The sequence below is a fragment of the Proteus genomosp. 6 genome (assembly GCF_040139785.1).
Lineage (GTDB): Bacteria > Pseudomonadota > Gammaproteobacteria > Enterobacterales > Enterobacteriaceae > Proteus.
Genome location: NZ_JBEEVJ010000003.1, coordinates 280,108 through 306,228, shown reverse-complemented (window position 1 = coordinate 306,228; position 26,121 = coordinate 280,108). Strand labels below are relative to the sequence as shown.

Sequence of the window (26,121 nt, the reverse complement as noted above, 5' to 3'; positions counted from 1 at the left end):
ATCGCCGTTAAACTCGCATATTAACAATGGTTTCTTGTAAACGACCATTGATAGCATGGCGTTTTTCATTGTCTTGACGATCGGCGACATCCATAACCTCTTCGTTATTGACTAACTCTTCAAGGCTGATACTGCTTAGGAAACTGGTTATACGATCACTTAAATCACGCCACAAAGTATGAGTCAGGCAACGATCGCCACCTTGACAACCTTCTTTGTTACCCTGACAACGGGTAGCATCGACAGATTCATCAACCGCAGAAATAACTTGAGCAACAAAAATTTGCCCTGCATCACGACCTAATAAATAGCCGCCACCAGGACCACGAACACTTGCGACTAATTCATTTTTGCGCAAACGTGAGAAAAGCTGCTCAAGATAAGAAAGGGAAATCCCTTGACGCTCTGAAATATCAGCGAGGGGGACAGGGCCTTGCTGTGAATGCAATGCAACATCAAGCATTGCAGTAACTGCGTAACGCCCTTTTGATGTCAGTCTCATAACAAATACTCCGTGGTGAACAATAATCAAATTGTGTCATTCCCGAGTAATTTAGTCAACTATTTATCCGAGTGTTTTAGTCAAGTATTATACTCAGCCCAAAGTTGACTTAAGTTAATCAACTTTGCCCTCTATTTCTTAGCCCATTTCTCAACTGACGTCAGAATACCACGTAAGATATGAAGCTCTTGTGTTTCTGGGCGCGCACGCGTAAATAGACGGCGTAAACGGCTCATCACTTGTCCCGGATGTTTAGGGCGAATAAAGCCAGATTCATTAAGCACCTGTTCTAAGTGAACGTAAAAACGTTCTATATCATCAGCTGGTGGATAATCAATCTCTGATGGGTTATTTTCCTCTTGTTTTTCTTCTTGGGCAAGTGCTGCCATACGAATTTCATAACTAACAAGCTGAACAGCCATTGCTAAATTTAAAGAACCATATTCTGGATTAGTCGGAACATACAGATGAAAATCACATTTTTGTAATTCTTCATTGGTTAAACCTGTGCGTTCACGACCAAAAATAATAGCAACAGGCTTATTTTTAGCTTCCATGACACAGCGCTCACCACATTCACGCGGTGCAAGCATTGGCCAAGAAAGTGTACGGCTACGGGCACTTGTTCCTATGACTAAACCACAGCCTTCAATCGCTTCATCGATACTATTAACAATATGTGCATTGCCAATAACATCACTTGCACCCGCGGATAGGGCAATAGAATGCGAATCTGGTTTTTCTTTTGGATTAACAAAATAAAGATTGGTTAATCCCATAGTTTTCATAGCTCGAGCTGTAGAGCCCATATTGCCTGTATGCGAGGTTTCTACAAGGATGATGCGAATATTTTCTAACATTGATTTCTTGTTAATTGCTTTGTGATCTATCTATTTTATCACAATTGTAGCCAGAAACACGAATGCCTGTTATACTCTGGCACGTTTTTTATCCCCGTTCTTTAACATCTTGTGGAAGATAACCATGCATCCGATGCTGAATATTGCCATACGTGCCGCACGTAAGGCTGGTAATTTAATCGCCAAAAATTACGAAAATCCTGAATCTGTAGAAACTAATCAGAAAGGTACCAATGATTTTGTCACTAACGTTGACCGTGACGCAGAACAAGCAATCATTGAAATCATCCGTAAATCTTATCCAAAACACACCATTATTACGGAAGAAAGTGGCGAGTTACTCGGTGAAGATCACGACATACAATGGGTTATTGATCCACTTGATGGCACGACTAACTTCATTAAACGTCTTCCACACTTCTCTGTTTCTATTGCTGTACGCATTAAAGGCCGTACTGAAGTGGCTGTTGTTTACGATCCTATGCGTAACGAATTATTCTCAGCCGTTCGTGGTCAAGGCGCACAATTAAATGGTTATCGTCTGCGTGGCTCTAATGCTCGCGATTTAGACGGTGCTGTTCTTGCGACTGGTTTTCCATTCAAAAGCAAGCAACATTCAGCTGCTTACATGAACATGTTAGGCAAACTGTTTGTACCTTGTGCTGATTTCCGTCGCACAGGCTCAGCGGCATTAGATTTAGCTTATGTTGCCGCAGGTCGTGTTGATGGTTTCTTTGAGATTGGCTTAAAACCTTGGGATTTCTTAGGTGGCGAATTAATCGCTCGTGAAGCAGGTGCTATCGTTTCTGACTTTACAGGTAACCATGGCTACCTACAAACAGGTAATATTGTTGCAGGTAACCCTCGTGTTGTCAGAGCATTATTAGCTGAAATTCGTAGCGAATTAACAGATGCATTAAAACGTTAATTTCGTTGATACGAATAAAAAATATAAACGAAAAAGACCATAATATTATGGTCTTTTTTATTGCACTTTTTCTTATGTAGAACAAGTTAACTATTTTGAGGTTTAACTTGAGGTCTTATAAACATCGCAGGAATAGTTAATGCCGCCATTAACCAGAAAATTAATGATTCTTGATTTGGCAGTTTCTCATATAGCCAACCTGATACTATCGTCATAATCGCAATACTTCCTCCCATTGCTAAAGCAGAATAAACGGCTTGCAGGCGAATAATTTCATGCTCTTGACGCGCACTAATAAAGCGCATAGCGGCTAAATGGCACACTGTAAACGTACCACTATGTAAGATTTGAACAACAATAAGCGCAGGTAATGCGGTAAAACTCCCCATTAATCCCCAACGTAAAAATCCAGCAAAAGCAGAAAGCAAAAGTAAATTTCTTGCGCTCCAACGACGGAATAAACGATGGCTCAGCATAAAAACAACTACCTCTGAAACCACACCTAATGACCAAAGATAGCCGATTGTTGCAGTGTCATACCCTGCTTTTTCCCAATAAAGTGCGCTAAAACCGTAATAAGCTGCGTGTGCGCCTTGCAGTAAAGAGACACATAACAGAAAACGCCAAACTGGCCCATCTGAAATGAGTTTCATAAAGGACACATTGCTGTGTTCTGCTTTTTTTACTTTACCCTGTGGCATAACTTTAGGGCGGAGCATAGATGTCAGGAATAGAGCAAAAGTACTGGCAATCAATCCATAAAGAATAATGGGATGCCCAAAAGCATCAATTAAAACACCTAGCAATGATGAGCTAATAATAAAAGCGATTGAACCCCAAACGCGAATTTTTCCATAATCAAAAGGAAACTGTTTTTGCCACGTTCCCGCTAGGGAATCCCCTAAAGGCACCATTGGTGAAAAGAAAACGTTAAATCCTGTCATTACAAAGAATAACCATGCCCAATGGCTACCCATCATAAATGCAACAGTAAAAAGTAATGAGAGAAAAGCAAATAATCTCAATGCAGTGATAAGTTTTGACGGATCCTTTACCGCAGGCGTTAAAATTAGGCTACCAACAAAACGTGCAGTTAAACCTACACCTAATAACAGACCTATCATTGCCGGATCGACACCCTCTCCTTTTAGCCATATGGACCAAAAAGGTAAAAAAATGCCGTATGAAAAGAAATAAGTAAAATAATCTAAGGCAAGCCACAATGTTGATGGAATAACCATCCAATCCCCCATTTTTAAGATGCAAAAAAACCCGCCAAGAACAAGTTCTCGAAGCGGGCTTGTACAACGGGTTTTATTATATCGTTACAAACTTATGCGTAAACTGGAAATTTAGCGCAGATATCCAAGACTTTTTGTTTCACTTTCTCAATGTTCGCTTCATCATTGATATTATCAAGGACATCACACATCCAACCGGCTAATTCACGAGCTTCCGCTTCTTTAAAACCACGACGTGTAATCGCTGGAGAACCGATACGAACACCAGAAGTGACAAATGGGCTACGTGGATCATTTGGTACGCTGTTTTTGTTAACAGTGATATTTGCACGACCCAGTGCAGCATCTGCATCTTTACCTGTAATATCTTTATCGACTAAATCTAATAAAAACAGGTGGTTTTCAGTTCCGCCAGACACTACTTTATAACCGCGATCTAAGAAAACTTCTACCATTGCTTTCGAGTTTTTCGCAACTTGTTGCTGATAAACTTTAAATTCTGGCTCCATAGCTTCTTTTAATGCAACCGCTTTACCTGCAATAACATGCATTAAAGGGCCACCTTGAGAGCCAGGGAATACAGCAGAGTTCAGTTTTTTATAAAACTCTTCGTCGCCACCTTTAGCAAGGATAAGACCACCACGTGGACCCGCTAAAGTTTTGTGGGTTGTTGTTGTAACAACATGTGCATGAGGAACTGGGTTAGGATAAACACCCGCTGCAACCATACCTGCTACGTGTGCCATATCAACAAATAAGAATGCACCAATGCTATCTGCAATTTCGCGCATTTTAGCCCAATCAACCAGACCAGAATAAGCAGAGAAACCACCGATGATCATTTTTGGTTGATGTTTTTTAGCCTGAATAGCGATATCTTCGTAATCAATTTTACCTGATTCATCAATACCATAAGGTACGATATTATACAGTTTACCAGAAAAGTTAACTGGTGAACCATGAGTTAAGTGACCGCCTTGCGCTAGGTTCATACCTAAAACGGTATCACCTGGTTTTAATAATGCCATATAGACAGCGGCATTCGCTTGAGAGCCTGAGTGAGGCTGTACGTTAGCGTAATCTGCACCAAATAATGCTTTTGCACGATCGATAGCCAGTTGCTCTACAACATCCACATACTCACAACCACCGTAGTAACGTTTACCCGGATAGCCTTCAGCATATTTATTTGTCAGCTGAGATCCCTGCGCCTGCATAACACGAGGGCTGGTATAGTTTTCAGAAGCAATAAGTTCGATGTGCTCTTCTTGACGAGTCACTTCACCTTCCATTGCATTCCATAATTCTGGATCGTAATCAGCAATATTCATTTCACGTTTTAACATTCACATCTCCTGACTCAGCTAACTTCACTAAAGACAAACTCCCATGCGGGAGAAAGAATGGCATACAGTGTAAACTCTTTTTCTTCATTGAGATAGCCCCTAATGAAAAAATACGCAATCGTTTGCCATCCAACTATAACAGCATATTATTACTTTTTAACAACCTCATTTTATCCTGTACTTATTCCTCTTTTTGAGGTGCATCTCGCCTTATTTTGCAAACACCCCGCATCATTCTCTAAGAATTGAGATTTTTTGTTAAAAAATAAAAACAGAGATTTACAAAATACTCAAAAAGAGATAAGTTGCATATAAAATGCAATTTATAAAAATTCACAATAAACTGAAAATTTTTCAGGAGCAATTATGTTAGATGCACAAACTATCGCGACAATTAAATCAACAATTCCCCTCATTGCTAAAACAGGCCCTGCGTTAACTGCCCATTTTTATGATCGAATGTTTTCTCGCCACCCAGAATTAAAAGATATTTTCACCATGAGCCATCAAAGCAGTGGTGCGCAACGTGAAGCCTTATTTAATGCAATATGCGCTTATGCGACGAATATTGAAAACTTAGCCACTATTTTGCCTGTCGTTGAAAAAATTGCACAAAAACACACCAGTTTAAATATTCTTCCTGAACACTATCCCATCGTCGGTGAAAATTTATTAGCAACAATTGATGAGATGTTTAGTCCTGGGCAAGAAGTGCTAGATGCTTGGGGGGAGGCTTATCAAATATTGGCTGATGTCTTTATCAATCGCGAAGAACAAATTTATCAACAAAAAGAACAAACAAATGGAGGTTGGAGAGGATTACGAAACTTTAAAGTTAAACATAAAGTAAAACAAAGTGATGTAATTACCAGTTTTGAATTAGAGCCTGAAGATGGACTTGCGGTTACTCCTTATCAAGCAGGGCAATATTTAAGCCTTTATATCCGTGATGAACATCTTGAAAACCAAGAAATACGTCAATATTCATTAACTCACTCTTCAAATAATAAAACCTATCGCATCGCAGTAAAACGCGAAGATAAAGGTATTTTATCGAATTTTCTGCATGACCATATTCAAGAAGGTGATACTTTACACGTCGCCGCACCAGGGGGCGATTTCTATTTAGATGTGTCACCAACAACACCTGTAACCTTAATTTCAGCAGGTGTGGGTTTAACGCCAATGCTATCTATGTTACACACACTTTCAGCTCATAAAGCTAATATCAATTGGTTACATGCGGCTGAACATGGTGGTGTTCATGCTTTTAAAGATGAAGTTAATCAAGTCGGTAATCAACTTTCACATTATCAACAAGCGATATGGTATCGCACGCCACGAGCGGAAGACGTGCAAAATAAAGATTATCAATTCGAAGGCTTAATGACATTAAAACAAGTTGAAGATTGGTTAACTATTCCTGATATGCATTTCTATTTTTGTGGTCCATTACCTTTTATGCAATCTGTTGCTAAGCAACTTATTGAATTAGGTATTAATAGTGACAAACTTCATTATGAATGTTTTGGTCCTCATGCTGTTATTACACAAGATTTACAATAAAAATACTTTCATTAAAGTTCGATTTTAAATTGAATAAAAAAAACGCTGATAGAGTTATATTTATCGGCGTTTTTATTAGCTATTTCACTGCCTTTTTATGATCGATATTTATTTTCAATCGCCGCAGGAATAACATGCTCTTTAGCAGAAAGACCATACCAAATAACACTAATTAAACAAAGCGTATAACCAAATAATTCACTGCCCTCTTCCACCATGTTTTTAACAGCACGGTTATAATCCTCACCCAATAATTTATGCCAAAGTATTCCCATGCCAAATAAACGAGAGAACAGTAAAACACATAATAAACCAGCAACTAACATTCCATGGCTTGGATGAGTAATAAAGTGAATTAAGCCTTTTAACGTTCTTTTGCCTTCTCTAATTGCAATAGCAATACAAATAAACGTAACCGTTAGAGCAAACCAAACCCAAGAGCCGTGTGCAATCTGATCAAATACACCATCTAACTCACGAATTAAAATACATAGAAAAAAGCCCAGAATAAGTGTGAATGCTCCCTGTTGTTCACATCCTTGGCACGCTTTAACAAAAAAGAATAAACAGATAATGGCAACGATAATTTCTTGACCTAATTCAGTTACCGACGTTTCAGAAATACCATTATCAAGAACCAAAATATCAAGAAAAATAAATCCCGTAGTGATAGCGATTAACACTGCTGCACATAAAAATAAAGCGAGACGCTTTAATAAATAATTAAACACTATTTTGCCCATACCTTAATGATTTTTTAATATTGATGATAATAACTTTCCTTAAAAGTTATTGAATAACATTTTGTGCCTTAAAGTTTATAAAAAATAGTAAAATAAATTGCTCAGTATCATCAATAGACTTGTATAAGATATAAATAGCATTATAGGCAAAACATTAAAAAATTAATTATGCGCAAAAAAAGAAAAAGCCCGATATCTTGATTAAAAAATATCGGGCTTTAATAAAAATGAAAAATATAATTATTTGGCTTAAATTAATTAATAACTAAATAGCCTCTTCGTCTTGTTCGCCAGTACGAATACGAATAACGCGATTCACATCAAAGACAAAAATCTTACCATCACCAATTTTACCTGTTTGTGCCGTTGTCATAATTGTATCTACACAGGTTTCAACAATTTCATCAGAGACAACAATTTCAATCTTCACTTTAGGTAAAAAATCGACCATGTATTCAGCACCGCGGTAAAGCTCAGTATGCCCTTTTTGGCGACCAAAGCCTTTCACTTCTGTTACAGTCATTCCCGTGATACCCACTTCGCCGAGCGCTTCTCTTACATCATCTAATTTAAACGGCTTAATTATCGCTTCAATTTTTTTCATCGTATTATCCTGCTATTACCAGTTGTGGCGACCAAAACCGCTTGTAATTGGGTATCTGCGATCTTTACCAAAATTACGACTTGTAATACGTGGCCCTACAGGGGCTTGACGTCGCTTGTATTCATTAATATCGACTAATTTTATCACTTTACGGACTGTCGCTTCATCAAATCCTGCTGCAACTAAATCAGATACAGATTTATCTTGCTCAACATAACCTTCAAGAATAGCATCCAGAATGTCATAAGGAGGTAAATTATCTTGGTCTGTTTGCCCCGGTGCAAGTTCTGCTGATGGTGGTCTATCAATAACACGCTGAGGAATAGCAGGTGAAAGTGTATTACGATATTTAGAAAGCTCGAAAACTAATGTTTTAGGTACATCTTTTAGTACATCAAAACCACCCGCCATATCGCCATACAATGTGGAATACCCCACTGCTGATTCACTTTTATTGCTTGTGGTTAACACTAAACGACGGCGTTTATTCGACATTGCCATCAAAATAACAGCGCGGCAACGTGCTTGTAGATTTTCTTCTGTGGTATCTGCGGCAGTATCTTTAAACATAGGCGCAAGCTGAGCCATAAAAACATCAAACATAGGTTCAATAGAAACCGTATCAAACTCAACACCTAATAAATCAGCCTGTTCTTTTGCGTCATGAATGCTCATTTCTGAAGTATAACGAAATGGCATCATAACAGCCTGAACACTCTCTTTGCCTAAGGCATCAGCTGCGATAGCAACTGTTAGTCCAGAGTCAATACCACCAGATAACCCTAGAATTGCCCCTTTAAAGCCGTTTTTAATTACATAATCACGCGTTGCAAGCACTAACGCTTGATAAACTTGCGCTAAAGGCGAAAGTTCCGGAGCAGGATCTGCCATCGGAATAATATTTAATTCATCGAACTCAACGATAGTGGTTTGTTCATCAAATGCAGCTAGACGATGCGTAATAGTACCGCGTTCATCAAATACTTTTGAACAACCATCAAATACCAACTCATCTTGGCCACCAATTTGGTTAAGATAAATCACGGGAAGATGTGTTCTTTGGCAATGTTCTTTAATTAGCTGTGTACGAACATGAGGTTTTTCACGGTTATAAGGTGATGCATTAATAGATAGAACAAGATCAGCACCCGCTTGTTTTAATGCATCGATAGGCTCATTGATCCAGATATCTTCACAAATTAACAAGCCTAAGTGGTAACCTTTAAATGGCACCACACAGCGCTCATTTCCTTGTTGGAAATAACGCTTTTCATCAAACACACCATAATTAGGCAATTGCTGTTTGAAATAACGCGCTTGTAATTCACCTTTATAGAAAAATGAAAGTGCGTTGTAAATTTTGCCGTTTTGCCACCAAGGATGCCCAACAACAATCGCCGTTTTTTTACTTGCTTGTTCTAAACGCGTAAGTTGTGTTTCACAACGCTGTTGGAAATCAGGACGAAATAGCAGATCTTCAGGAGAGTAACCGCATAAAGCCAACTCAGAAAACATGACCAAATCGGTATCTTCTTGTGCTTTTACGGTAGATAACATGCGTTCGCAGTTACCTTCAATATCGCCAACAACCCAATTAAGTTGAGCCATGGTGAGTTTTAGTTTACGACTCATAAAAATTAGTCTCTCCGCTATCTTCCGCATAAAAGGAAAGTTAGTTTAAAAATATATTCGTTATCTGAAAAGGTTATTCTTTAAAATCATTCGCATCTAGCTCATGACGAGATAACAATTTATAAAACTCAGTTCGATTGCGCCCAGCCATACGTGCGGCTTGGGTCACATTGCCTTTTGTCATTTGCAAAAGCTTTCTCAAATAGGTCATTTCAAAATGCCCTCTCGCTTCTGCAAATGTGGGCAGTGCCGTATTTTCACCTTGTAATGCCTGTGTTACAAGCGCTTCACTGATCACAGGTGCTGTTGTTAACGCAACACATTGCTCAATAACGTTAACCAATTGACGCACATTACCCGGCCAACTTGCTGTCATTAAGCATTTCATCGCATCGGTTGAAAAACTTCGAACAAAAGGTTTATGGCGTTTAGCAGACTCTCTCAATAAGTGATTAGCAAGAATAGGAATATCTTCTGCTCTCTCACTTAATGTCGGAATACGTAAGTTAACCACATTTAAACGATAGAACAGATCTTCTCGAAATTCATTACGTTCCATCGCTTTAGGTAAATCACGATGCGTTGCAGAAAGAATTCGTACATCAATATCAATATCTCGATTACTGCCTAATGGGCGAACTTTTCGCTCTTGTAAAACACGTAATAACTTAACTTGCAATGCCATTGGCATATCGCCAATTTCATCTAAAAATAATGTGCCGCCTTCAGCTGCCTGAAATAGACCTTCACGGCTACTCACCGCGCCTGTAAAAGCGCCTTTCGCATGGCCAAATAATTCAGACTCTAGAAGTTGCTCAGGTAAAGCACCACAGTTAATGGCAATAAAAGGTTTTTTCGCTCTAGGGCTTGCGCGATGGATAGCTTGAGCAAGGACTTCTTTACCCGTACCACTTTGGCCATTGATAAGTACACTGACATCAGATTGGGCGACTAGCTTTGCTTGCTCTAATAAACGTAACATTTGCGGGCTACGTGTCACGATATCTTTTGACCACTCTTCATCTGAAACAATAGTCACAAGCTCAAGTGCTTCATCAATCGCTTTATAAAGTGCGTCTCTATCAACGGGTTTGGTTAAAAAGCTAAATACGCCTTGCTGAGTTGCGGCCACTGCATCAGGAATAGAGCCATGAGCCGTAAGAATGATAACGGGCATGCCCGGCTGCTGACGTTGTATTTCAGCAAACAGCGCCATACCATCCATTTCATCCATTCGGAGATCACTAATAACAAGGTCTATTTTTTCTTTTAAGAGAAGTTTTAGTGCTTCTTGTCCACTTTCAGCGGTGAAGATATGAAAACCCTCACTTGTTAATCGCATACCAAGTAACTTTAATAACCCAGGATCGTCATCGACAAGTAAAAGATTTGCTGATTTATGGCCAGCCATGCACATTCTCCTTATTTAGAACCTGCTTCAGTCGGTTTTGAGCCTTGTGTGTCAGTATCTGTTTTGACAGGTTCTGGTTTTACCGCCTCAGTTTTCGTAGATTCGGTTTTTGTAGATTCTGGTTTGGAAGGCTCTGGTTTAACCACTATTGCAGGCGGTTGTTTTTCCTCACCTTTTGACTTCTCTGTTATCGATTGCGTCGAAACGGGTTTTTCATTCGTTTTTTCAACTGCTGGTTTTTCAGCAACAGGTTTCTCTGCATTCACTTTTTCTGTTTCCGTTACGCTCTCAGCTAAATCTTCATTTTGCGATAGCGAATCAACAGAGCCACTCTGTTTTCTATTCGATAACTGCCGTTCAATTTGGGTAAGGCTTTCAAGCTTTTTCAGGGTGACACTCAGTTCATTCTGTAACGCATTATTCTCTTTTCTTAGTGCATCAATTCTATTATCTGTATCTGTGATTAAACGGCGATAACGACTCTTTTCTTCTGCTAAAGAGAGAATAAGCGTTTGGTTCTCAATCCATGTTGATAATAGAACTCGCATAGAACTTGGAAATTGTAATTGATAGCTTTCTAATAATACTAATTGTGTTCGACGATCGGCAATCGTCATTCCAGCACGCTCTAATAGAATACTTTTATAAAATGCATCATCCCAACCAGTGACGACAACACTGCTGGCTTGGCGTTGTGCTTCGGTCGTCATTATGCGGTTTGTACATTCAATGGCACGTAACCAATAAAGCGCGTTATTGATGCCTTCATCATAAAATGAGCTTAATGTTTTACATTCAGCCCAACGATAATCAATCGTTTTTTGCTTAACAACGGGGATTTCTGGCTCAGGCTCTTGTGTCTCAGTGAGCGACTTTGGTGTACACCCTGAAAGAACCAGTGGAAACATAATAAACAAGAAACACTGCTTCCAATTTAATGCAATTTTTCTAGTTGATGCAGGGGCCATAGATAACAATTCAATACCAAGCATCTTCTTATTTATTTTTTTATACTCATGATGAGGAGATGCTTGTTTTTGTGACCTGATTTGCATTATTTAATCTCAGAAAGTAGCGGTAATTCAATACGAAAACAGACATCGGCATAGTCAGAAGGAACAACACTTAGTTCACCTTCCATTCTTTTGATACAGTCATGAGCAATACTTAAACCTAAACCACTTCCTTTGACAGCCCCTTTGCGTAGCAAAGATCCTTGGAAAAAGGGTTCAAAAATCATTTTTTGTTCAGATTCAGGAATAGGTGTTCCTTTATTGGCTATATCAATAACTATTTTCTGTTCAACTTGATAACTAGAGATCCAGATATTACCTGATTCAGCACCATAGTGCACCGCATTCGAGTAGAGATTGTCGATAACTCGCGATAATAACGTCGCTTCTGCTCGACATGTGGTTAGATTAAGTGAAATTATCGTTTTAATATCTTTTGCTCTCGCGGGTAAACTGTGGGCTAATACCACATCATTTACTAAATCAGTCAAGTTAATTTCTTCGATTTGTTGAGGAACTTCAGAAAGTTTGCGATTGTAATCAAGTAGTTGTTCAATTAATAACTGTAACTGCTTACTGCTATTATCGAGAATTGAAACGACTTCTTTTTGATCAAGAGTTAAAGGGCCCGCAACTTCATCAGCTAATAATTCCGTACCTTCTCGCATACTCGCTAACGGTGTTTTTAACTCATGAGAAATATGACGCAAAAATTCATGTCGTTGTGACTCAAGCCATGCTAAACGCTCACTTAACCAAATAATACGTTGTGCTAATGAACGAAGTTCTCGTGGCCCTTGAAAAGTATCTAAATTATTACTCAGTGTTCGACCTTCACCTAATCGATTGATCATCTTCTCAATCCCTTTAACAGGGCCAATAATCATTCGAGTAAATAGCGCAATGAGGATCAAACTGAAAACAAAAACGATAAGACTTTGCCAACCAAAATAGCGCCCTTTCTCAGCGATTGCCATTTGAAGTTGTTCACCACGGCTAAAAATAATCTCTTTAGTTAATACAACGATACGGTTATTGGCATAAGAGAATTGCTCTAAAGCTTGTTGCATCTCTTTTGTGGGTTCACTGCTTTCACATTGAATCGATTTTAGTTTTTCAAGTGAGGTATTAAGTACATCGGCTTCTTTAGATGCCGAAAGAGGAATAATGGTTTGCTGTAATGTTGAGAAGAGTTTGGTGTATTGCTGGTAGCGTTGCTGATACATATCATCATCAGTTTTATCTCTTAAAACACAATACCGACGATAGTTTCCTTCCATTTCAATCGCAAGATTTCGCATTACTTCACTGCGTTCAGTATCTGCGAGTGCATTTTTATTGGTAATAGCAGCCTGATTACTTAATTGATCGAGACTTTGATAAGCCTGATAAGCAAGCACAAGTAAAGGTAATAGCACCATCCAAAATGCCATTATCACGAGCTGTCTTAAAGAACGGGGGAAAACACGCCACTTTTTCAATGAAATCATCTCAACACCTATTAGAGTAATGCGATGCTACATGACTTGATAACAAGAAAAAAGTCCGACATTGGGAAAATTAGGTAAGAGAACAAACACAAACGAGGAAATGCGACAGGCTCTAGAAGTGGGAGAGCGGAATATCTTATTGAGATATTCCGCTCGTCAATATTTCATCTCTTTTTTCTCTAAAAGAGAATGAAGGTGGTGCCTCACTCCACGTGTCGCCCTGTGTTTGATAAGGTCCGAAGACGAGTATCATGATGTTGGACGGTAGGCACCTTACTCTGGCGTCATTCCTGGCTTATGTGGTATGTTCCCACCCATATTGTGGACCGACATAAAAAGTTGAATGAGCAACTGATTTATATGATGCACAAGGCGTGCCAACTTTTCAAAAAATCTTCTAACAAACTGAAAATAAACAAAAAATAAAAATACCTCTCTGATATTTTATTTATAACTCTTTTTTATCTAGTTATAAAACAACCAAGCTGTCTCCATATCCAGACAGAGTTACCCTAAATTTAATAATTACTTATATTTCAATAAATTAAATGTCGCCAAAAAGAGACAAGCAAACTAGTAAGTGTCGCCGTTTTTACACAACAAAAAATAATTCTTTTATTATCAATAAAATAAAGCCTCTAACAATGTAGAGGCTTTATGTATTTATCTCTAAGATAATATTACATTTGATTAATCAAATTGTTTTCTTGCATTGCGGAATAAACGCATCCAAGGGCTGTCTTCACCCCAATTATCTGGATGCCAAGAATTACTGACTGTTCTAAACACACGTTCTGGGTGAGGCATCATAATGGTTGAGCGACCATCTTTTGTAGTGACAGCCGTGATCCCTTTTACAGAGCCATTAGGATTTAATGGATATTGTTCTGTTGGATTACCGTAGTGATCCACAAAACGTAATCCCACTAAATTTTGTGCTTCTAGTTGTGCTAGTTGCTCAGCATTACGGAATTCAGCAAAACCCTCACCATGAGAAACTGCGATAGGCATTTGTGAACCCACCATACCTTGTAGTAATAATGATGGGCTTTCTGTCACTTTCACTAAACTAAAGCGCGCTTCAAAACGCTCAGAACGATTGCGAACAAAACGAGGCCACAAATCTGCACCTGGAATAAGTTCTGATAATGTCGACATCATTTGGCAACCATTACAGACCCCGAGAGATAAGGTATCTTGACGTTCAAAGAATTGAGCAAATTCATCGCGTAAGCGAGAATTAAATAAGATGGACTTCGCCCAGCCTTCCCCCGCACCTAATACGTCACCGTAAGAGAATCCACCACAAGCCACCAGCACATCAAAATCACTGAGTGAACGTCGTGATGAATGTAAGTCACTCATATGAACGTCGATAGCATCAAAACCAGCCCTGTCAAAAGCAGCCGCCATTTCAACATGAGAGTTAACACCTTGCTCTCTTAAAACTGCAATACGAGGGCGACTCCCTGTTGCAATATAAGGTGCAGCAATATCTTCATTTGGATCAAAGGTTAACTTCACATTTAACCCAGGATCGTTGAGATCTTGTTTTGCTTGATGCTCTTCATCCGCACACTCTGGATTATCACGTAAGCGTTGCATTTGCCATGTTGTTTCTGCCCACCAAAGACGCAATGTGCTGCGTTTTTCGTTGTAAACTTCCGTTTCACGGCTTTGGATAATAATGGCATCATTTTCTGTTGCTTGACCTAAATAATGTAAACAATCCGATAAACCATATTCGGCAAATAATGCTTCGACAACTTCTTGATGTTCAGCACGAATTTGGATCACACCACCGAGCTCTTCATTAAAGAGTCCAGCTAAAATATCTTCATCATAAGCACTGATATCAACGTGTAAGCCACAATGGCCTGTAAATGCCATTTCTGCAAGAGTGACAAATAACCCACCATCAGAGCGATCGTGATAGGCCAACAATTTGCCTTCATTGACCAATTGTTGCATCACATTGAAGAACTGTTTCAACTGTTCAACATCTCGAAGATCAGCCGCTTTTTGACCTAATTGGCGATAAACTTGCGCTAGTGCCGTTGCACCTAATGCATTATGACCATTACCCAAATCAATTAAATACAAGCGGTTTCCAGCTTGTGTTGATAATTCAGGCGTCACTGTTTTACGCACATCTTCAACACGAGAGAATGCTGTAATAACTAAAGATAGTGGAGAAGTAACCTCTTTGGTTTTCCCATCTTTATCTTGCCAGCGCGTCTTCATTGACATCGAATCTTTGCCCACAGGAATAGTAATACCTAGCTTTGGACATAACTCTTCACCAATGGCTTTCACTGCGTCATATAAACCTGCATCTTCACCCGGATGACCTGCTGCTGACATCCAGTTAGCCGAAAGCTTAATGCGATTAAGTGCTTCTACATCACAACCCGCCATATTTGTTAGTGCTTCACCGACAGCCATACGTGCAGATGCAGCAAAATCTAACAGCGCGATAGGTGCTCGTTCACCAATAGACATCGCTTCGCCATAATAGCTATCTAATGTTGCTGTGGTAACGGCACAATTGGCAACAGGAATTTGCCAAGGCCCGACCATTTGATCACGCGCAACCATTCCCGTTACAGTACGGTCACCAATGGTAATTAAGAAGGTTTTTTCAGCAATGGCTGGTAAATGAAGAACACGATAGACGGCATCTTTTAAATCGATATCTTTACGGGAGAGATACTCACCTTCTGTTTTAAGTGATTTTACATCACGCAACATTTTAGGTGCTTTACCTAATAATATGTCTAATGGCATATCAATCGGCTTATTATCAAAGTGTGTATCATTGAGCACTAATTCACGCTCTTGCGTTGCTTCACCGATCACAGCATAAGGTGCTCTTTCACGCTGACATAACGCATCAAAAAGAGGCATTTTTTCAGGCGATACCGCCAATACATAACGCTCTTGAGATTCATTACACCAGATCTCAAGTGGGCTCATACCAGGTTCATCATTAAGAACATCACGTAATTCAAAACGACCACCACGACCACCATCATTAACTAATTCAGGCATTGCATTAGAAAGACCACCAGCACCAACATCATGAATAAATAAGATCGGGTTATCGTCACCTAATTGCCAGCAACGGTCGATAACTTCTTGGCAACGACGTTCCATTTCTGGGTTATCACGCTGAACAGAGGCGAAATCTAAATCAGCATCTGATTGACCTGATGTCATAGAAGAAGCGGCACCACCACCAAGACCGATGTTCATAGAGGGTCCACCAAGTACAATTAACTTAGCGCCAACAGTGATTTCGCCTTTTTGTACGTGATCTTCACGAATATTACCGATACCCCCAGCTAACATGATGGGTTTATGGTAACCGCGAATTTCAACACCATTGTGGCTATTTACTTGTTCTTCATAGGTTCTGAAATAACCTAATAATGCCGGACGACCGAATTCATTATTAAATGCCGCACCACCTAGTGGACCTTCAGTCATGATGTCTAATGCATTAACAATACGCTCTGGTTTGCCAAAATCTTCTTCCCAAGGCTGTTCAAATCCCGGAATACGTAAGTTAGAAACCGAAAATCCAACTAGACCAGCTTTAGGTTTTGCACCGCGCCCCGTTGCGCCTTCATCTCGAATTTCACCGCCTGAACCCGTTGCAGCCCCTGGCCAAGGTGAAATTGCTGTTGGGTGGTTATGTGTTTCTACTTTCATCAAGATATGTACGGGCTCTTGATGATAGTGATAATGCCCTTTTTCTGTATCAGGATAAAAACGCCCCGCCACAGAGCCTTCCATTACTGCCGCATTATCTTTATAAGCTGACATGACATAATCAGGCGTTTGCTCAAACGTATTTTTAATCATTTTAAATAATGATTTATCTTGAGCTTTACCATCAATTATCCAATCAGCATTAAATATTTTGTGGCGACAGTGTTCAGAGTTAGCTTGTGCAAACATATAAAGCTCAACATCTGTTGGATTACGCTGTAAGCGGTTAAAAGCATCGACTAAGTAATCAACTTCATCGTCTGCCAGCGCTAATCCCATTTCGATATTCGCTTTTACTAGTGCATCTTTGCCTTTTGCAAGCACATCAATCGTTTTTAGTGGTGCTGGCGTTTGCTCGGCAAAAAGTGCATTTACATCTTGATAATTTAAGAAGATGGTTTCCATCATTCGATCATGAATAAAACCATAAAGCTGTTGCCACTGATTGTCTGTCATCGTATCGCACTCAATAAAGTAGGCGATACCACGTTCAATTCGGACAACCTTGGCTAAACCACAGTTATGTGCAATATCTGTCGCTTTAGAAGACCAAGGTGAAATTGTTCCCGGGCGAGGTGTAACAACTCGCATTTCCCCAACAGGCTCATGTTCTGTTAATGAAGGTCCATAATGCAGTAGTTGACGTAATTTAGTTTGATCATCTTCAGATAACTGCCCTTCCACTTTCGCGAAATGGACAAATTCCGCGTATATACCTTGTACAGGAAGATCATTTTCCTGACATAGAGTGAGTAATTTATTAATACGAAACGCGGATAAAGCGGGGGAGCCACGCAGGATTTCCATAGTATTGAGTTCTCTCTTTTAGCAGCTAACCTGACCAATCATTCAGGGGAAACGCGCCTAGTATAATAGAATAACCGCCCAGACGAAACCGTTTGCGTGAACAAAATAACGGCATTTAACTTAGAGTGTTTTAATGATTAATTGGTGTAATCAAGTTGCGTCTTGCCAATATGTTAAGCAAAATGCTCGATTACTGGAAATTTATCCATGTTAAAATGACGATTTTACACACAACAATAAACAACGTTAACGAGAACCAACCTATTGAATAATATAAGGATAAACTATTTCGTTATCGTTATCATAGCGCTCTTTTCAGCGGCTATTATCGCGTTGAATATTACATGGCCAGATAGGCAAAAAGCGCAGATAAATAAGATTTTATCTCGTGGTGAGTTAAGAATTAGTACGATACCTTCACCATTGATAACGATGAACGATAAAAAGGACCCCGTAGGTTTCGATTATGAATTAGTGAAACGCTTTGCAGATTACCTAGGCGTGAAACTTGTCGTTAATATGCGGACAAATATCAACCAAATGTTTGATGATCTGGAGAATAATAAAGCTGACTTTATCGCCGCCGGATTACTTTATAATAAAGAGAGATTAGATACGACACGCAGTGGCCCTGCTTATTTTTCAGTTTCTCAACAGCTGATTTACCGTAAAGGGACATTAAGACCACGTAGTTTTGATTCGTTAGATGGGCGGCTTGTTGTCACTGCTGGCTCAGCTCATGCAAGTTTATTGCGAACATTAAAAGAGACGCAATACCCCGAGCTTGAATGGGAAGAATCAGATAATCAGACGACCTCGCAACTGCTAGAAGCATTATCAGAAGGTAAAATAACCTATGTTTTAGCAGATTCCATCAGTGTTGCAGTACAACAACGCATTCATCCTAATGTTGCCGTAGGGTTTGAAGTCACTGAAAGCCGTCCACTAACGTGGTATTTGCCAGATGGTGAAGATAATAGCTTATATGCAGCGATGCTCGATTACTTTAATCAATTATCTCAAGAAGATGTGTTAGCAAGACTTGAAGAAAAATATTTTGGCCATGTAGGTACATTTGATTACTTCGATACTATCTCTTTTATTACAGCGATAGATTCTATTTTGCCAAACTATCAACCTCTTTTTGAAAAGTATGCAGATACTTTCGATTGGCGGTTATTGGCAGCTATGGCATGGCAAGAATCACATTGGGACCCTCATGCTACATCACCAACTGGAGTTAGAGGATTGATGATGTTAACTCGCCCTACTGCATCAAGTATGGGCGTTACTGACAGGCTTGATCCCGAAGAGAGTGTTCGAGGAGGAGCACAATATCTTAAGCATCTCCTTTCGCGCTTACCAGATTCTATTCCAGAAGATGAAAAAATTTGGTTTGCATTGGCAGCATATAATATGGGATTTGGTCATATGCTTGATGCCAGAAGGCTTACGGAGCAACAAAATGCCGATCCTGATAGTTGGCTAGATGTAAAATCAAGATTACCTCTACTTAGCCAAAAGAAATATTATGCAGACCTCCCTTATGGCTATGCCAGAGGCCATGAGGCTTATCGCTACGTTGAAAACATTCGACGATATCAACTTAGCCTTGTCGGTTACCTTCAAGCCAAAGAGAGCAAAAATAAAATATTATCTAAAGATAAAGAGAATGATAACGATGAAGAGCAAGAAAGCTCATCATTATCATTGACTCAAGATATGGCTTATCAATAATTTTTGTACTTAAAAACAGCCTATTAAACAACATAGCCTCTTTTATAGAGGCTTATTTATTTCATTTCTACTATTCAAAAATCACTCCAACCAATTAAAGCAATCCCTAAATTAATATTTTCTTAATATTAAAAATTGTTACATTTTGTCATGCCATTTTTTACCCAAAATAGGGAAAATTCATGTGTTAAAAAATGTAACACTCATTAGCCAAAACACTCACCCAATGAGTAAACTGTGTTTAAAATGATCCAATTAGTCATTTTAAGACTATCAGAATAGGTGAAACATAAGAAAAAATTAACTTAAATACGTAGGAATTATCTCATGTGTTATTATTCATTTTATGATTGTTATTTTTGGAGAAACTTTTTTCACGATAAAAATTAACCTAAAGGTGTCATTATTAACATCTAACTTATTGAATTATATACATTGCGATAATCTATAATTGATTTTATTAATTTTTCTAACCTAATGTTAATAACATTACTTTTTGTAAAGTTAAAATAATGTTAATTGCATTGTCTATTAAATTTATCTGCCTGATAAACTTTTTCACCCATAAATTGAGTAATAAAAAGAATAAACCTACATAAAACTCTATTAATATGGAATAGGCAAGATTAAATATGAAAATTGAGTAAATCAACAAAATGTTATATCAAATAGAATGCCTTTGTTGATATCATATAAACCAGTCATTATTCGAAACAACTCGAAATATAATGCAAATCAATTTTTATATTCCGACACTAATATTATTTTTCTATAAATAATAATACGCACGATCTTCAAGGGATTATCTATAATGAAACTGAGTAAAATTGCTTTAGCTGCTGCTTTAGTATTTGGTATTAATTCTGTTGCAACTGCTGAAACTTCTGCACCAAAAGTTGGCGCAACTAAAGGCGAAATTCAATTAAAAGGTGAAATTGTTAATTCAGCTTGTGGATTAGCAGCTTCTTCAAGTCCTGTTATTGTTGATTTCAGTGAAATCCCAACTTCTGCATTAGCAAATATGCAGAAAGCAGGTAACGTTAAAAAAGATATCGAATTACAAGACTGTGATACTACCGTAGCAAAAACAGCTACTGTTAGCTATACACCAAGTGTTGTTAATGCAACAAATAAAGACTTAGCATCTTTCGTATCTGGCTCAGCTTCTGGTGCAGGTATCGGCTTAATGGATGCTGGCAGCAAATCAGTAAAATGGAACACAGCAACAACACCAGTACAATTAGTTAATGGTGTTTCTAAGATCCCATTCGTTGCTTACGTTCAAGCTGAATCAGCAGACGCAACTGTAACTCCAGGTGAATTCCAAGCCGTAATCAACTTCCAAGTTGATTATCAGTAATCGTTTTATTTATTTAAATTAATTAAATAATAAATTAATTACTGCATTAACGCAGGGGACTTCCTCTGCGTTAAATTTGATAAAACACTTCAATTTAATAAGAATAAAATAAAAAGTAATAAAATAAATATTCATTATTTAATTACTTTTTATTTTATTAATAATTAGGCGTTTATTCATGTTAATTTCTTTTTTTCACAGCACAATATGGAAAAACATTTGTGCCATTTTGCTATTGTGCTTAGCGCTTTTCGCTCAAGCCGAGCCTGATGATTCTGTGGAATTTAACATTCATATGCTAGATGCCGAAGACAGAGATAATGTCGATTTATCTCGTTTTGCAACCTCTAACTACATTATTCCGGGTATGTACTACTTAGATATCCGTATAAATGGTCGTGACTTCCCTCGCCAAAACATTAATTATGTTGAAGTAAAACCCAATTACTCCATCGCTTGTATTGACCCTACTCTTCTAAAAAAGTTAACAGTTAACGAAGAAAATCAAAAATTTATCGAAGAAATCTCACCAGATTGTTTCAATATTAGTCAATTACCAGGTATCTCTATCAAAAATGATGGCGGTATTCTCGATATTGTTATGCCTCGCTCACTAATGAAATATGAAGATGCGGATTGGACACCACCTGAATTGTGGGACCCAGGTGTATCTGGGTTATTAGTTGACTATACCCTAACAGGTACATCAACTCGCCCAAATCAAGGCAATAATAACAACTCATTAACAGGATATGGGCAAGCTGGAATTAACCTTGGTGAATGGCGACTACGTGCTGAATATCAAGGAAACTATTCATCTGAATATTCATCAAATAATAGCTTTGATTGGAATCAGATATACGCCTATAAACCATTACCTAGCCTAGCTGCAAAATTAACGCTTGGTGAAACTTATTTAAACTCTCAAGTTTTTGATAGTTTTCGTTTTACAGGTGCCAATATACAAAGTGATGAAAGAATGTTGCCCCCTTCTTTGCAAGGTTATGCACCTGAAATTCATGGCATCGCAAACACTAATGCCAAAGTGACTGTAACGCAAAACGGTCGCTTAATTTATGAAACTACGGTACCTGCGGGCCCTTTTGCTATTAAACATTTACAAGATACAGTACAAGGCCAATTAAATGTCAGAGTCGAAGAGCAAAACGGTAAAGTAAGCGAATTCCAAGTACAAACAGCCAATCTACCTTATATGACTCGCCCAGGCTCAGTGCGTTATAACACATCAATGGGTCAGTCGTCGCTCAACAACCATAAAATGCAAGGCCCTGTTTTTTATCAAGGCGATTTTTCATGGGGTATGAACAACACATGGTCGCTGTATGGTGGGGTTTTGTTGACAGCTAAAGATTACAATGCGTGGTCATTAGGTTTAGGTCACGATATAGGGCGTTTAGGTACGCTTTCAGGTGATATTACTCAGTCTTATAGCAAAACCTATGATAATGAAAATATCAATGGGATGTCATTCAAACTGAACTACGCTAAAACCTTTGATGAGTACCATAGTACGATTACTTTTGCGGGTTATCGCTTTTCAGAGAAAACATTCCGATCTTTCTCTCAATATATGGATGAGCGTTACAACGATATTAATAACAATGGTTATGAAAAAGAGATGTATACCATTACAGGTAACAAAACTTTTTGGGCTGATGATATTGAAAAATCGACAACACTTTATCTCTCTTATCGACACCAAAACTATTGGGATAAAAAGACACAAGAACAGTATGGTGTTACGGTAAGCCGTAATTTTTCTATTATGGGTATAGAGCAGATTAATACTAACTTATCTGCCTTCCGTACTCAGCATAAAGATAATACTGATGACAGTATTTCTTTTAATATTTCAGTTCCATTAGGAAGTGGTAAAAGCATTGGTTATAGCTTGCAAGACAGTAACGGAAAAGTGAACCAAATGGCCTCTTATTCTGATAATAGCAATTATAATAATCTATGGCGTGTCCGTGCAGGTTTAAGCTCAGACAATAAAGCCAATACTGATGGTTATTATCAACACCGTTCGCAATATGCAGAAATTAATGCCAATGCGAGCTATCAACAAGATAATTATGTTGCACTAGGTGCAACAGTTAAAGGCGGATTTACTGCAACACGCCACGGCGCTGCATTACATAGCAGTAGCATGACATCAAGTACTGCTCGCATGATGGTTGATACTGATGGCGTTGCAGGCGTACCATTTAATAATCAAAGCACAACGACAAACCTATTCGGTATTGGGGTATTAACTGACTTAACTAGTTATAACAATGTTGATGCTCGTATTGATGTTGATAAAATGGATTCAGATATTGAAACACACAAAGCCATTACTTCTGCCACATTAACTGAAGGCGCAATTGGCTACTATAAATTCCCTGTTCGCCAAGGTGAGCGCCTAATGGCCATCTTACAAACAGTCGATCAAAAACACCCACCATTTGGTGCCGAAATCACCAATAAAAACGGTGAAAATATGGGAATGGTGATGGAAGATGGTTTAGTTTATATCGCCGGTGTTAACCTTAATGAATCATTAAACGTGATCTGGGGTGGTAAAACCCAGTGTACGATTACAATCCCAGCTGCAATTAACGATCCACTAAAACATGAATTGTTATTATGTCAGGGATTTTAATGAATAAAATGAATTACTAGAGATAATTGTATGAACTCATTCAACACACTTAAAACGCTTTTTTGTGGCTCATTAATTGCACTTAGCATTGTGAGTACGACTCAAGCGGGCGTGTCATTAGATAGAACTCGCATTGTACTAATGGGCAACGAAAACTCAGCTAGCGTAAACCTAAAAAATACTAGCCCTGATATTCCTTTCTTAGCACAATCATGGGTTGAAAATGAACACGGACAAAAAATCGCTTCTCCTTTAGTCGCATTGCCACCTTTACAGCGTCTTGATGGTGATCAAAAAGGCGTGGTTAGAATTACCAAAACAGCAGAAATTGGTCTTTTGCCACAAGATAGAGAATCACTGTTTTATTTAAATGTGCGTGAAATTCCACCAGCACCAAAACAAGCTAACGTGTTGCAAATGGCAATGCAGTCTCGCATTAAATTATTCTACCGCCCAACAGCCATTATTCCTGAAAAGCCAGGCATGGTTTGGCAAGATCAATTAGTGTTTAAAAAACAAGGCAATCAATTTATTGCAGAAAATCCGACACCTTATTACATCACAATTATCGGGCTTTCTAATAAGTTGAATGGTGAGGATAGCGATAAGTTAACTACCTTCCCTGGTTTAATGGTTGCGCCTAAAGCATCACTGGAAATTCCAGTTAAAAGCAGTAACGTCAATCAATTTTACATGATGTATGTAAATGATTACGGCGGACATCCAGAATTAAAATTTGCTTGCCAACAAAATAGCTGTAAAGCAGCACCTAAAGAACAACAACCCAAATATTAATTAACTTGACGCCGGTAGGAATAAAATGAAATTAACAACAGCAAATTTTTATTTCAATACGCTAAAATTACTTTTTACTGGCGCAATGTTATGTACTCCAGTTGTGGCATCTGCTTATATTCATGGTGAAGTTCGCACTGTTGGAGGCCCTAATATTTTTAGAGTTGCATTAAATAACGCAACATTTCCTAATAACCGACCTGGCGAAACGGCCACAGTAAACTTTTCTTTGCCTGACAGATATTTAGCAACGGTTTATTGTCCTAAAGATCCTTTAGTTCCGAATTCTCGCACTTATTATATGGCAAATTCTGACCTACGCTATTTAGGCAATAATTACTATGAACTGAATGAATATGTCGATGTTCAGATCAAGTTTTCTATTTGGGGTCCTGAATCACTTCCTACTGTTCCTTTTATTGAAAAACCGAACAATCGAAATGGGCAACAAGGCTGCAGTGTCCCTGAATCACCAAAACCCAACATGTCATCAGGAAGTAGTGGTGTATTAGTCTTTCGCTTGAAAAAACCGATTATTAATGGGGTTTCATTAACAGGACAAGCTGTAGCTCAAATGTATGCACGTGTAGGTAATGGCTTATATCAAGAATATGGCCCTGAGCCAATTTCAAAATTAGTGATTAGTTCAGGAATATTAACCACGGAAGATAGATGTACATTTAATAATGGCTCTCCAATTACCTTTGATTTTGGCAATGTCGGTAATACCTCTGACTATTTAAATGGTCAAAACTACAAGATCACGCGCAATATTCCCATCAAGTGTGAAGGTGGTAGTTTTACTAACCCTAACAGTAGAATTATGTTCAAAATTCAAACTGGGAGCTCAGGTATCGCTAGTTTTAACCCTAATTATCTTGGCACAACAGGACCTGTAGATAGAACTAATTTAGGTATTGTTTTAAGAGACAAATCAGGAGCGATTGTGCCACCTAATCAATATTTTTCTGTCGGGAAACTGAATAATTTTAAAGGAAACTGGGAAGTCACAGCAGCTCCTATCGCAAAAACAGGTAGCAAAATTACAGAAGGTGAATTTTCAGCACATGCCACATTAGTTGCGGAGTTTATGTAATGGAAAACCCAATAACAAAATCTGCTATTTCTCTTTTATTATTACTTTCACCTTCCGCTTTTGCTGTGACCGAGCTTATTGGTGGTGATATGGAATTTAAAGGTGTTGTGGTTGCACATGGTTGTACTATTGTTGCTGGTGATGAAAATAAAGTAATTGATTTCAAACAGATATCAGCAAAAGATCTCTATACTTTTCAAAAAAGTGAACCTGTTGCTTTTAGTATTAGTTTAGAAAATTGCAGTCAGGATATTTATAAAAGCGTCACGATTACGTTAGATGGGAAAGAGCATCCTACAATGCCCGATCACCTTGCTGTTGTTGGCACAGGATCTGAAGATCCTAAAAGTATCGGGATTGTATTTACAGATGTTCAACGCAATGTTATTCAATTAAAAAAGCCGAGCTCAACTCGACTTCTTAATAATAAACGTATTCAGTTTAATTTTATGACATATGTTGAGGCATCACCCTCTGCACTGAAAAATCAAACATTGCTCACTGGCCCATTCCAAGCACAAGCAACGTATACCCTTAATTATCAGTAAACA

The 26,121-nt window shown here is 38.4% G+C and carries 19 protein-coding genes; 8 read left to right on the top strand and 11 right to left on the bottom strand.

What is annotated here, in order from left to right; translation table 11 throughout:
• Positions 1 to 7: 7 nt before the first annotated feature.
• Both iscR and trmJ read right to left on the bottom strand, forming a co-directional pair.
• On the bottom strand, positions 8 to 502 hold the full coding sequence (gene iscR, locus ABN212_RS05745; protein ID WP_006533450.1) for a Fe-S cluster assembly transcriptional regulator IscR: 495 nt from the start codon (positions 500 to 502) through the stop codon (positions 8 to 10).
• Positions 503 to 633: 131 nt separating this feature from the next.
• Positions 634 to 1,362, bottom strand: a complete 729-nt coding sequence (gene trmJ, locus ABN212_RS05740; protein ID WP_109370966.1) for a tRNA (cytosine(32)/uridine(32)-2'-O)-methyltransferase TrmJ — start codon at positions 1,360 to 1,362, stop codon at positions 634 to 636.
• A gap of 124 nt (positions 1,363 to 1,486) precedes the next feature.
• On the opposite strand from trmJ, the gene suhB reads away from it, so the two are divergent.
• A complete protein-coding gene (gene suhB / locus ABN212_RS05735; RefSeq protein ID WP_023581619.1) occupies positions 1,487 to 2,290 on the top strand; it encodes an inositol-1-monophosphatase in 804 nt (267 codons plus the stop codon).
• Positions 2,291 to 2,376: 86 nt separating this feature from the next.
• On the opposite strand, the gene ABN212_RS05730 is transcribed toward suhB, so the two are convergent.
• Together ABN212_RS05730 and glyA are read right to left on the bottom strand one after the other, a co-directional pair.
• Complete coding sequence (locus tag ABN212_RS05730) at positions 2,377 to 3,531, bottom strand: 3-phenylpropionate MFS transporter (protein ID WP_196569567.1); 1,155 nt, start codon at positions 3,529 to 3,531, stop codon at positions 2,377 to 2,379.
• A gap of 92 nt (positions 3,532 to 3,623) precedes the next feature.
• Positions 3,624 to 4,877: a serine hydroxymethyltransferase gene (gene glyA, locus ABN212_RS05725; RefSeq protein ID WP_088495048.1), complete on the bottom strand. Its 1,254-nt coding sequence runs from the start codon at positions 4,875 to 4,877 to the stop codon at positions 3,624 to 3,626.
• Positions 4,878 to 5,243: 366 nt separating this feature from the next.
• Between glyA and hmpA the strand changes: the two genes are divergently transcribed.
• On the top strand, positions 5,244 to 6,443 hold the full coding sequence (gene hmpA, locus ABN212_RS05720) for an NO-inducible flavohemoprotein (protein WP_349442983.1): 1,200 nt from the start codon (positions 5,244 to 5,246) through the stop codon (positions 6,441 to 6,443).
• A 95-nt stretch (positions 6,444 to 6,538) separates the two neighbouring features.
• On the opposite strand, the gene ABN212_RS05715 is transcribed toward hmpA, so the two are convergent.
• The 7 genes from ABN212_RS05715 to purL form a co-directional block, all read right to left on the bottom strand.
• Positions 6,539 to 7,186 carry a hypothetical protein gene (locus ABN212_RS05715; protein ID WP_198619728.1) on the bottom strand — a complete coding sequence of 216 codons (648 nt, stop codon included), beginning with the start codon at positions 7,184 to 7,186 and terminating at the stop codon, positions 6,539 to 6,541.
• Positions 7,187 to 7,451: 265 nt separating this feature from the next.
• Positions 7,452 to 7,790 (bottom strand): nitrogen regulatory protein P-II, encoded by a 339-nt coding sequence (glnB, locus tag ABN212_RS05710; protein ID WP_006533462.1) that lies wholly within the window; start codon positions 7,788 to 7,790, stop codon positions 7,452 to 7,454.
• Positions 7,791 to 7,805: 15 nt separating this feature from the next.
• A complete protein-coding gene (locus ABN212_RS05705) occupies positions 7,806 to 9,422 on the bottom strand; it encodes an NAD+ synthase (protein WP_349442982.1) in 1,617 nt (538 codons plus the stop codon).
• Between the two features lie 73 nt (positions 9,423 to 9,495).
• The gene (glrR, locus tag ABN212_RS05700) at positions 9,496 to 10,833 is read right to left on the bottom strand and encodes a two-component system response regulator GlrR (protein WP_023581612.1); all 1,338 of its coding nucleotides are present in this window, start codon (positions 10,831 to 10,833) and stop codon (positions 9,496 to 9,498) included.
• Between the two features lie 11 nt (positions 10,834 to 10,844).
• Positions 10,845 to 11,888, bottom strand: coding sequence for a two-component system QseEF-associated lipoprotein QseG (gene qseG, locus ABN212_RS05695; protein WP_349442981.1), 1,044 nt, complete (start codon positions 11,886 to 11,888; stop codon positions 10,845 to 10,847).
• A complete protein-coding gene (locus ABN212_RS05690) occupies positions 11,888 to 13,336 on the bottom strand; it encodes a sensor histidine kinase (protein WP_196534119.1) in 1,449 nt (482 codons plus the stop codon). The genes qseG and ABN212_RS05690 overlap by 1 nt, the downstream gene beginning before the upstream one ends.
• 690 nt (positions 13,337 to 14,026) lie before the next feature.
• On the bottom strand, positions 14,027 to 17,917 hold the full coding sequence (gene purL, locus ABN212_RS05685; RefSeq protein WP_198632670.1) for a phosphoribosylformylglycinamidine synthase: 3,891 nt from the start codon (positions 17,915 to 17,917) through the stop codon (positions 14,027 to 14,029).
• A gap of 264 nt (positions 17,918 to 18,181) precedes the next feature.
• Here purL and mltF point away from each other — a divergent pair, with 264 nt between their 5' ends.
• The 6 genes from mltF to ABN212_RS05655 all read left to right on the top strand — a co-directional run bounded on the left by mltF (position 18,182) and on the right by ABN212_RS05655 (position 26,118).
• A complete protein-coding gene (gene mltF / locus ABN212_RS05680; protein WP_109370972.1) occupies positions 18,182 to 19,654 on the top strand; it encodes a membrane-bound lytic murein transglycosylase MltF in 1,473 nt (490 codons plus the stop codon).
• Between the two features lie 811 nt (positions 19,655 to 20,465).
• Entirely contained in the window at positions 20,466 to 21,014 is a 549-nt protein-coding gene (locus ABN212_RS05675) for a fimbrial protein (RefSeq protein ID WP_109370973.1), read from the top strand.
• A 178-nt stretch (positions 21,015 to 21,192) separates the two neighbouring features.
• A complete protein-coding gene (locus ABN212_RS05670; RefSeq protein WP_349442980.1) occupies positions 21,193 to 23,679 on the top strand; it encodes a fimbria/pilus outer membrane usher protein in 2,487 nt (828 codons plus the stop codon).
• Positions 23,680 to 23,709: 30 nt separating this feature from the next.
• Positions 23,710 to 24,474, top strand: coding sequence for a fimbrial biogenesis chaperone (locus tag ABN212_RS05665; RefSeq protein ID WP_198619724.1), 765 nt, complete (start codon positions 23,710 to 23,712; stop codon positions 24,472 to 24,474).
• Between the two features lie 25 nt (positions 24,475 to 24,499).
• Positions 24,500 to 25,570, top strand: coding sequence for a fimbrial protein (locus ABN212_RS05660; protein ID WP_198619723.1), 1,071 nt, complete (start codon positions 24,500 to 24,502; stop codon positions 25,568 to 25,570).
• On the top strand, positions 25,570 to 26,118 hold the full coding sequence (locus ABN212_RS05655; protein WP_109370977.1) for a fimbrial protein: 549 nt from the start codon (positions 25,570 to 25,572) through the stop codon (positions 26,116 to 26,118). The genes ABN212_RS05660 and ABN212_RS05655 overlap by 1 nt, the downstream gene beginning before the upstream one ends.
• The last annotated feature ends 3 nt before the right edge of the window (positions 26,119 to 26,121 follow it).

Coding starts and splice junctions, on each gene's coding strand:
- iscR (WP_006533450.1), bottom strand. CDS start 502: ATGAGACTGACATCAAAAGGGCGTTACGCAGTTACTGCAATGCTTGAT.
- trmJ (WP_109370966.1), bottom strand. CDS start 1,362: ATGTTAGAAAATATTCGCATCATCCTTGTAGAAACCTCGCATACAGGC.
- suhB (WP_023581619.1), top strand. CDS start 1,487: ATGCATCCGATGCTGAATATTGCCATACGTGCCGCACGTAAGGCTGGT.
- ABN212_RS05730 (WP_196569567.1), bottom strand. CDS start 3,531: ATGGTTATTCCATCAACATTGTGGCTTGCCTTAGATTATTTTACTTAT.
- glyA (WP_088495048.1), bottom strand. CDS start 4,877: ATGTTAAAACGTGAAATGAATATTGCTGATTACGATCCAGAATTATGG.
- hmpA (WP_349442983.1), top strand. CDS start 5,244: ATGTTAGATGCACAAACTATCGCGACAATTAAATCAACAATTCCCCTC.
- ABN212_RS05715 (WP_198619728.1), bottom strand. CDS start 7,186: ATGGGCAAAATAGTGTTTAATTATTTATTAAAGCGTCTCGCTTTATTT.
- glnB (WP_006533462.1), bottom strand. CDS start 7,790: ATGAAAAAAATTGAAGCGATAATTAAGCCGTTTAAATTAGATGATGTA.
- ABN212_RS05705 (WP_349442982.1), bottom strand. CDS start 9,422: ATGAGTCGTAAACTAAAACTCACCATGGCTCAACTTAATTGGGTTGTT.
- glrR (WP_023581612.1), bottom strand. CDS start 10,833: ATGGCTGGCCATAAATCAGCAAATCTTTTACTTGTCGATGACGATCCT.
- qseG (WP_349442981.1), bottom strand. CDS start 11,888: ATGCAAATCAGGTCACAAAAACAAGCATCTCCTCATCATGAGTATAAA.
- ABN212_RS05690 (WP_196534119.1), bottom strand. CDS start 13,336: ATGATTTCATTGAAAAAGTGGCGTGTTTTCCCCCGTTCTTTAAGACAG.
- purL (WP_198632670.1), bottom strand. CDS start 17,917: ATGGAAATCCTGCGTGGCTCCCCCGCTTTATCCGCGTTTCGTATTAAT.
- ABN212_RS05675 (WP_109370973.1), top strand. CDS start 20,466: ATGAAACTGAGTAAAATTGCTTTAGCTGCTGCTTTAGTATTTGGTATT.
- ABN212_RS05670 (WP_349442980.1), top strand. CDS start 21,193: ATGTTAATTTCTTTTTTTCACAGCACAATATGGAAAAACATTTGTGCC.
- ABN212_RS05665 (WP_198619724.1), top strand. CDS start 23,710: ATGAACTCATTCAACACACTTAAAACGCTTTTTTGTGGCTCATTAATT.
- ABN212_RS05660 (WP_198619723.1), top strand. CDS start 24,500: ATGAAATTAACAACAGCAAATTTTTATTTCAATACGCTAAAATTACTT.
- ABN212_RS05655 (WP_109370977.1), top strand. CDS start 25,570: ATGGAAAACCCAATAACAAAATCTGCTATTTCTCTTTTATTATTACTT.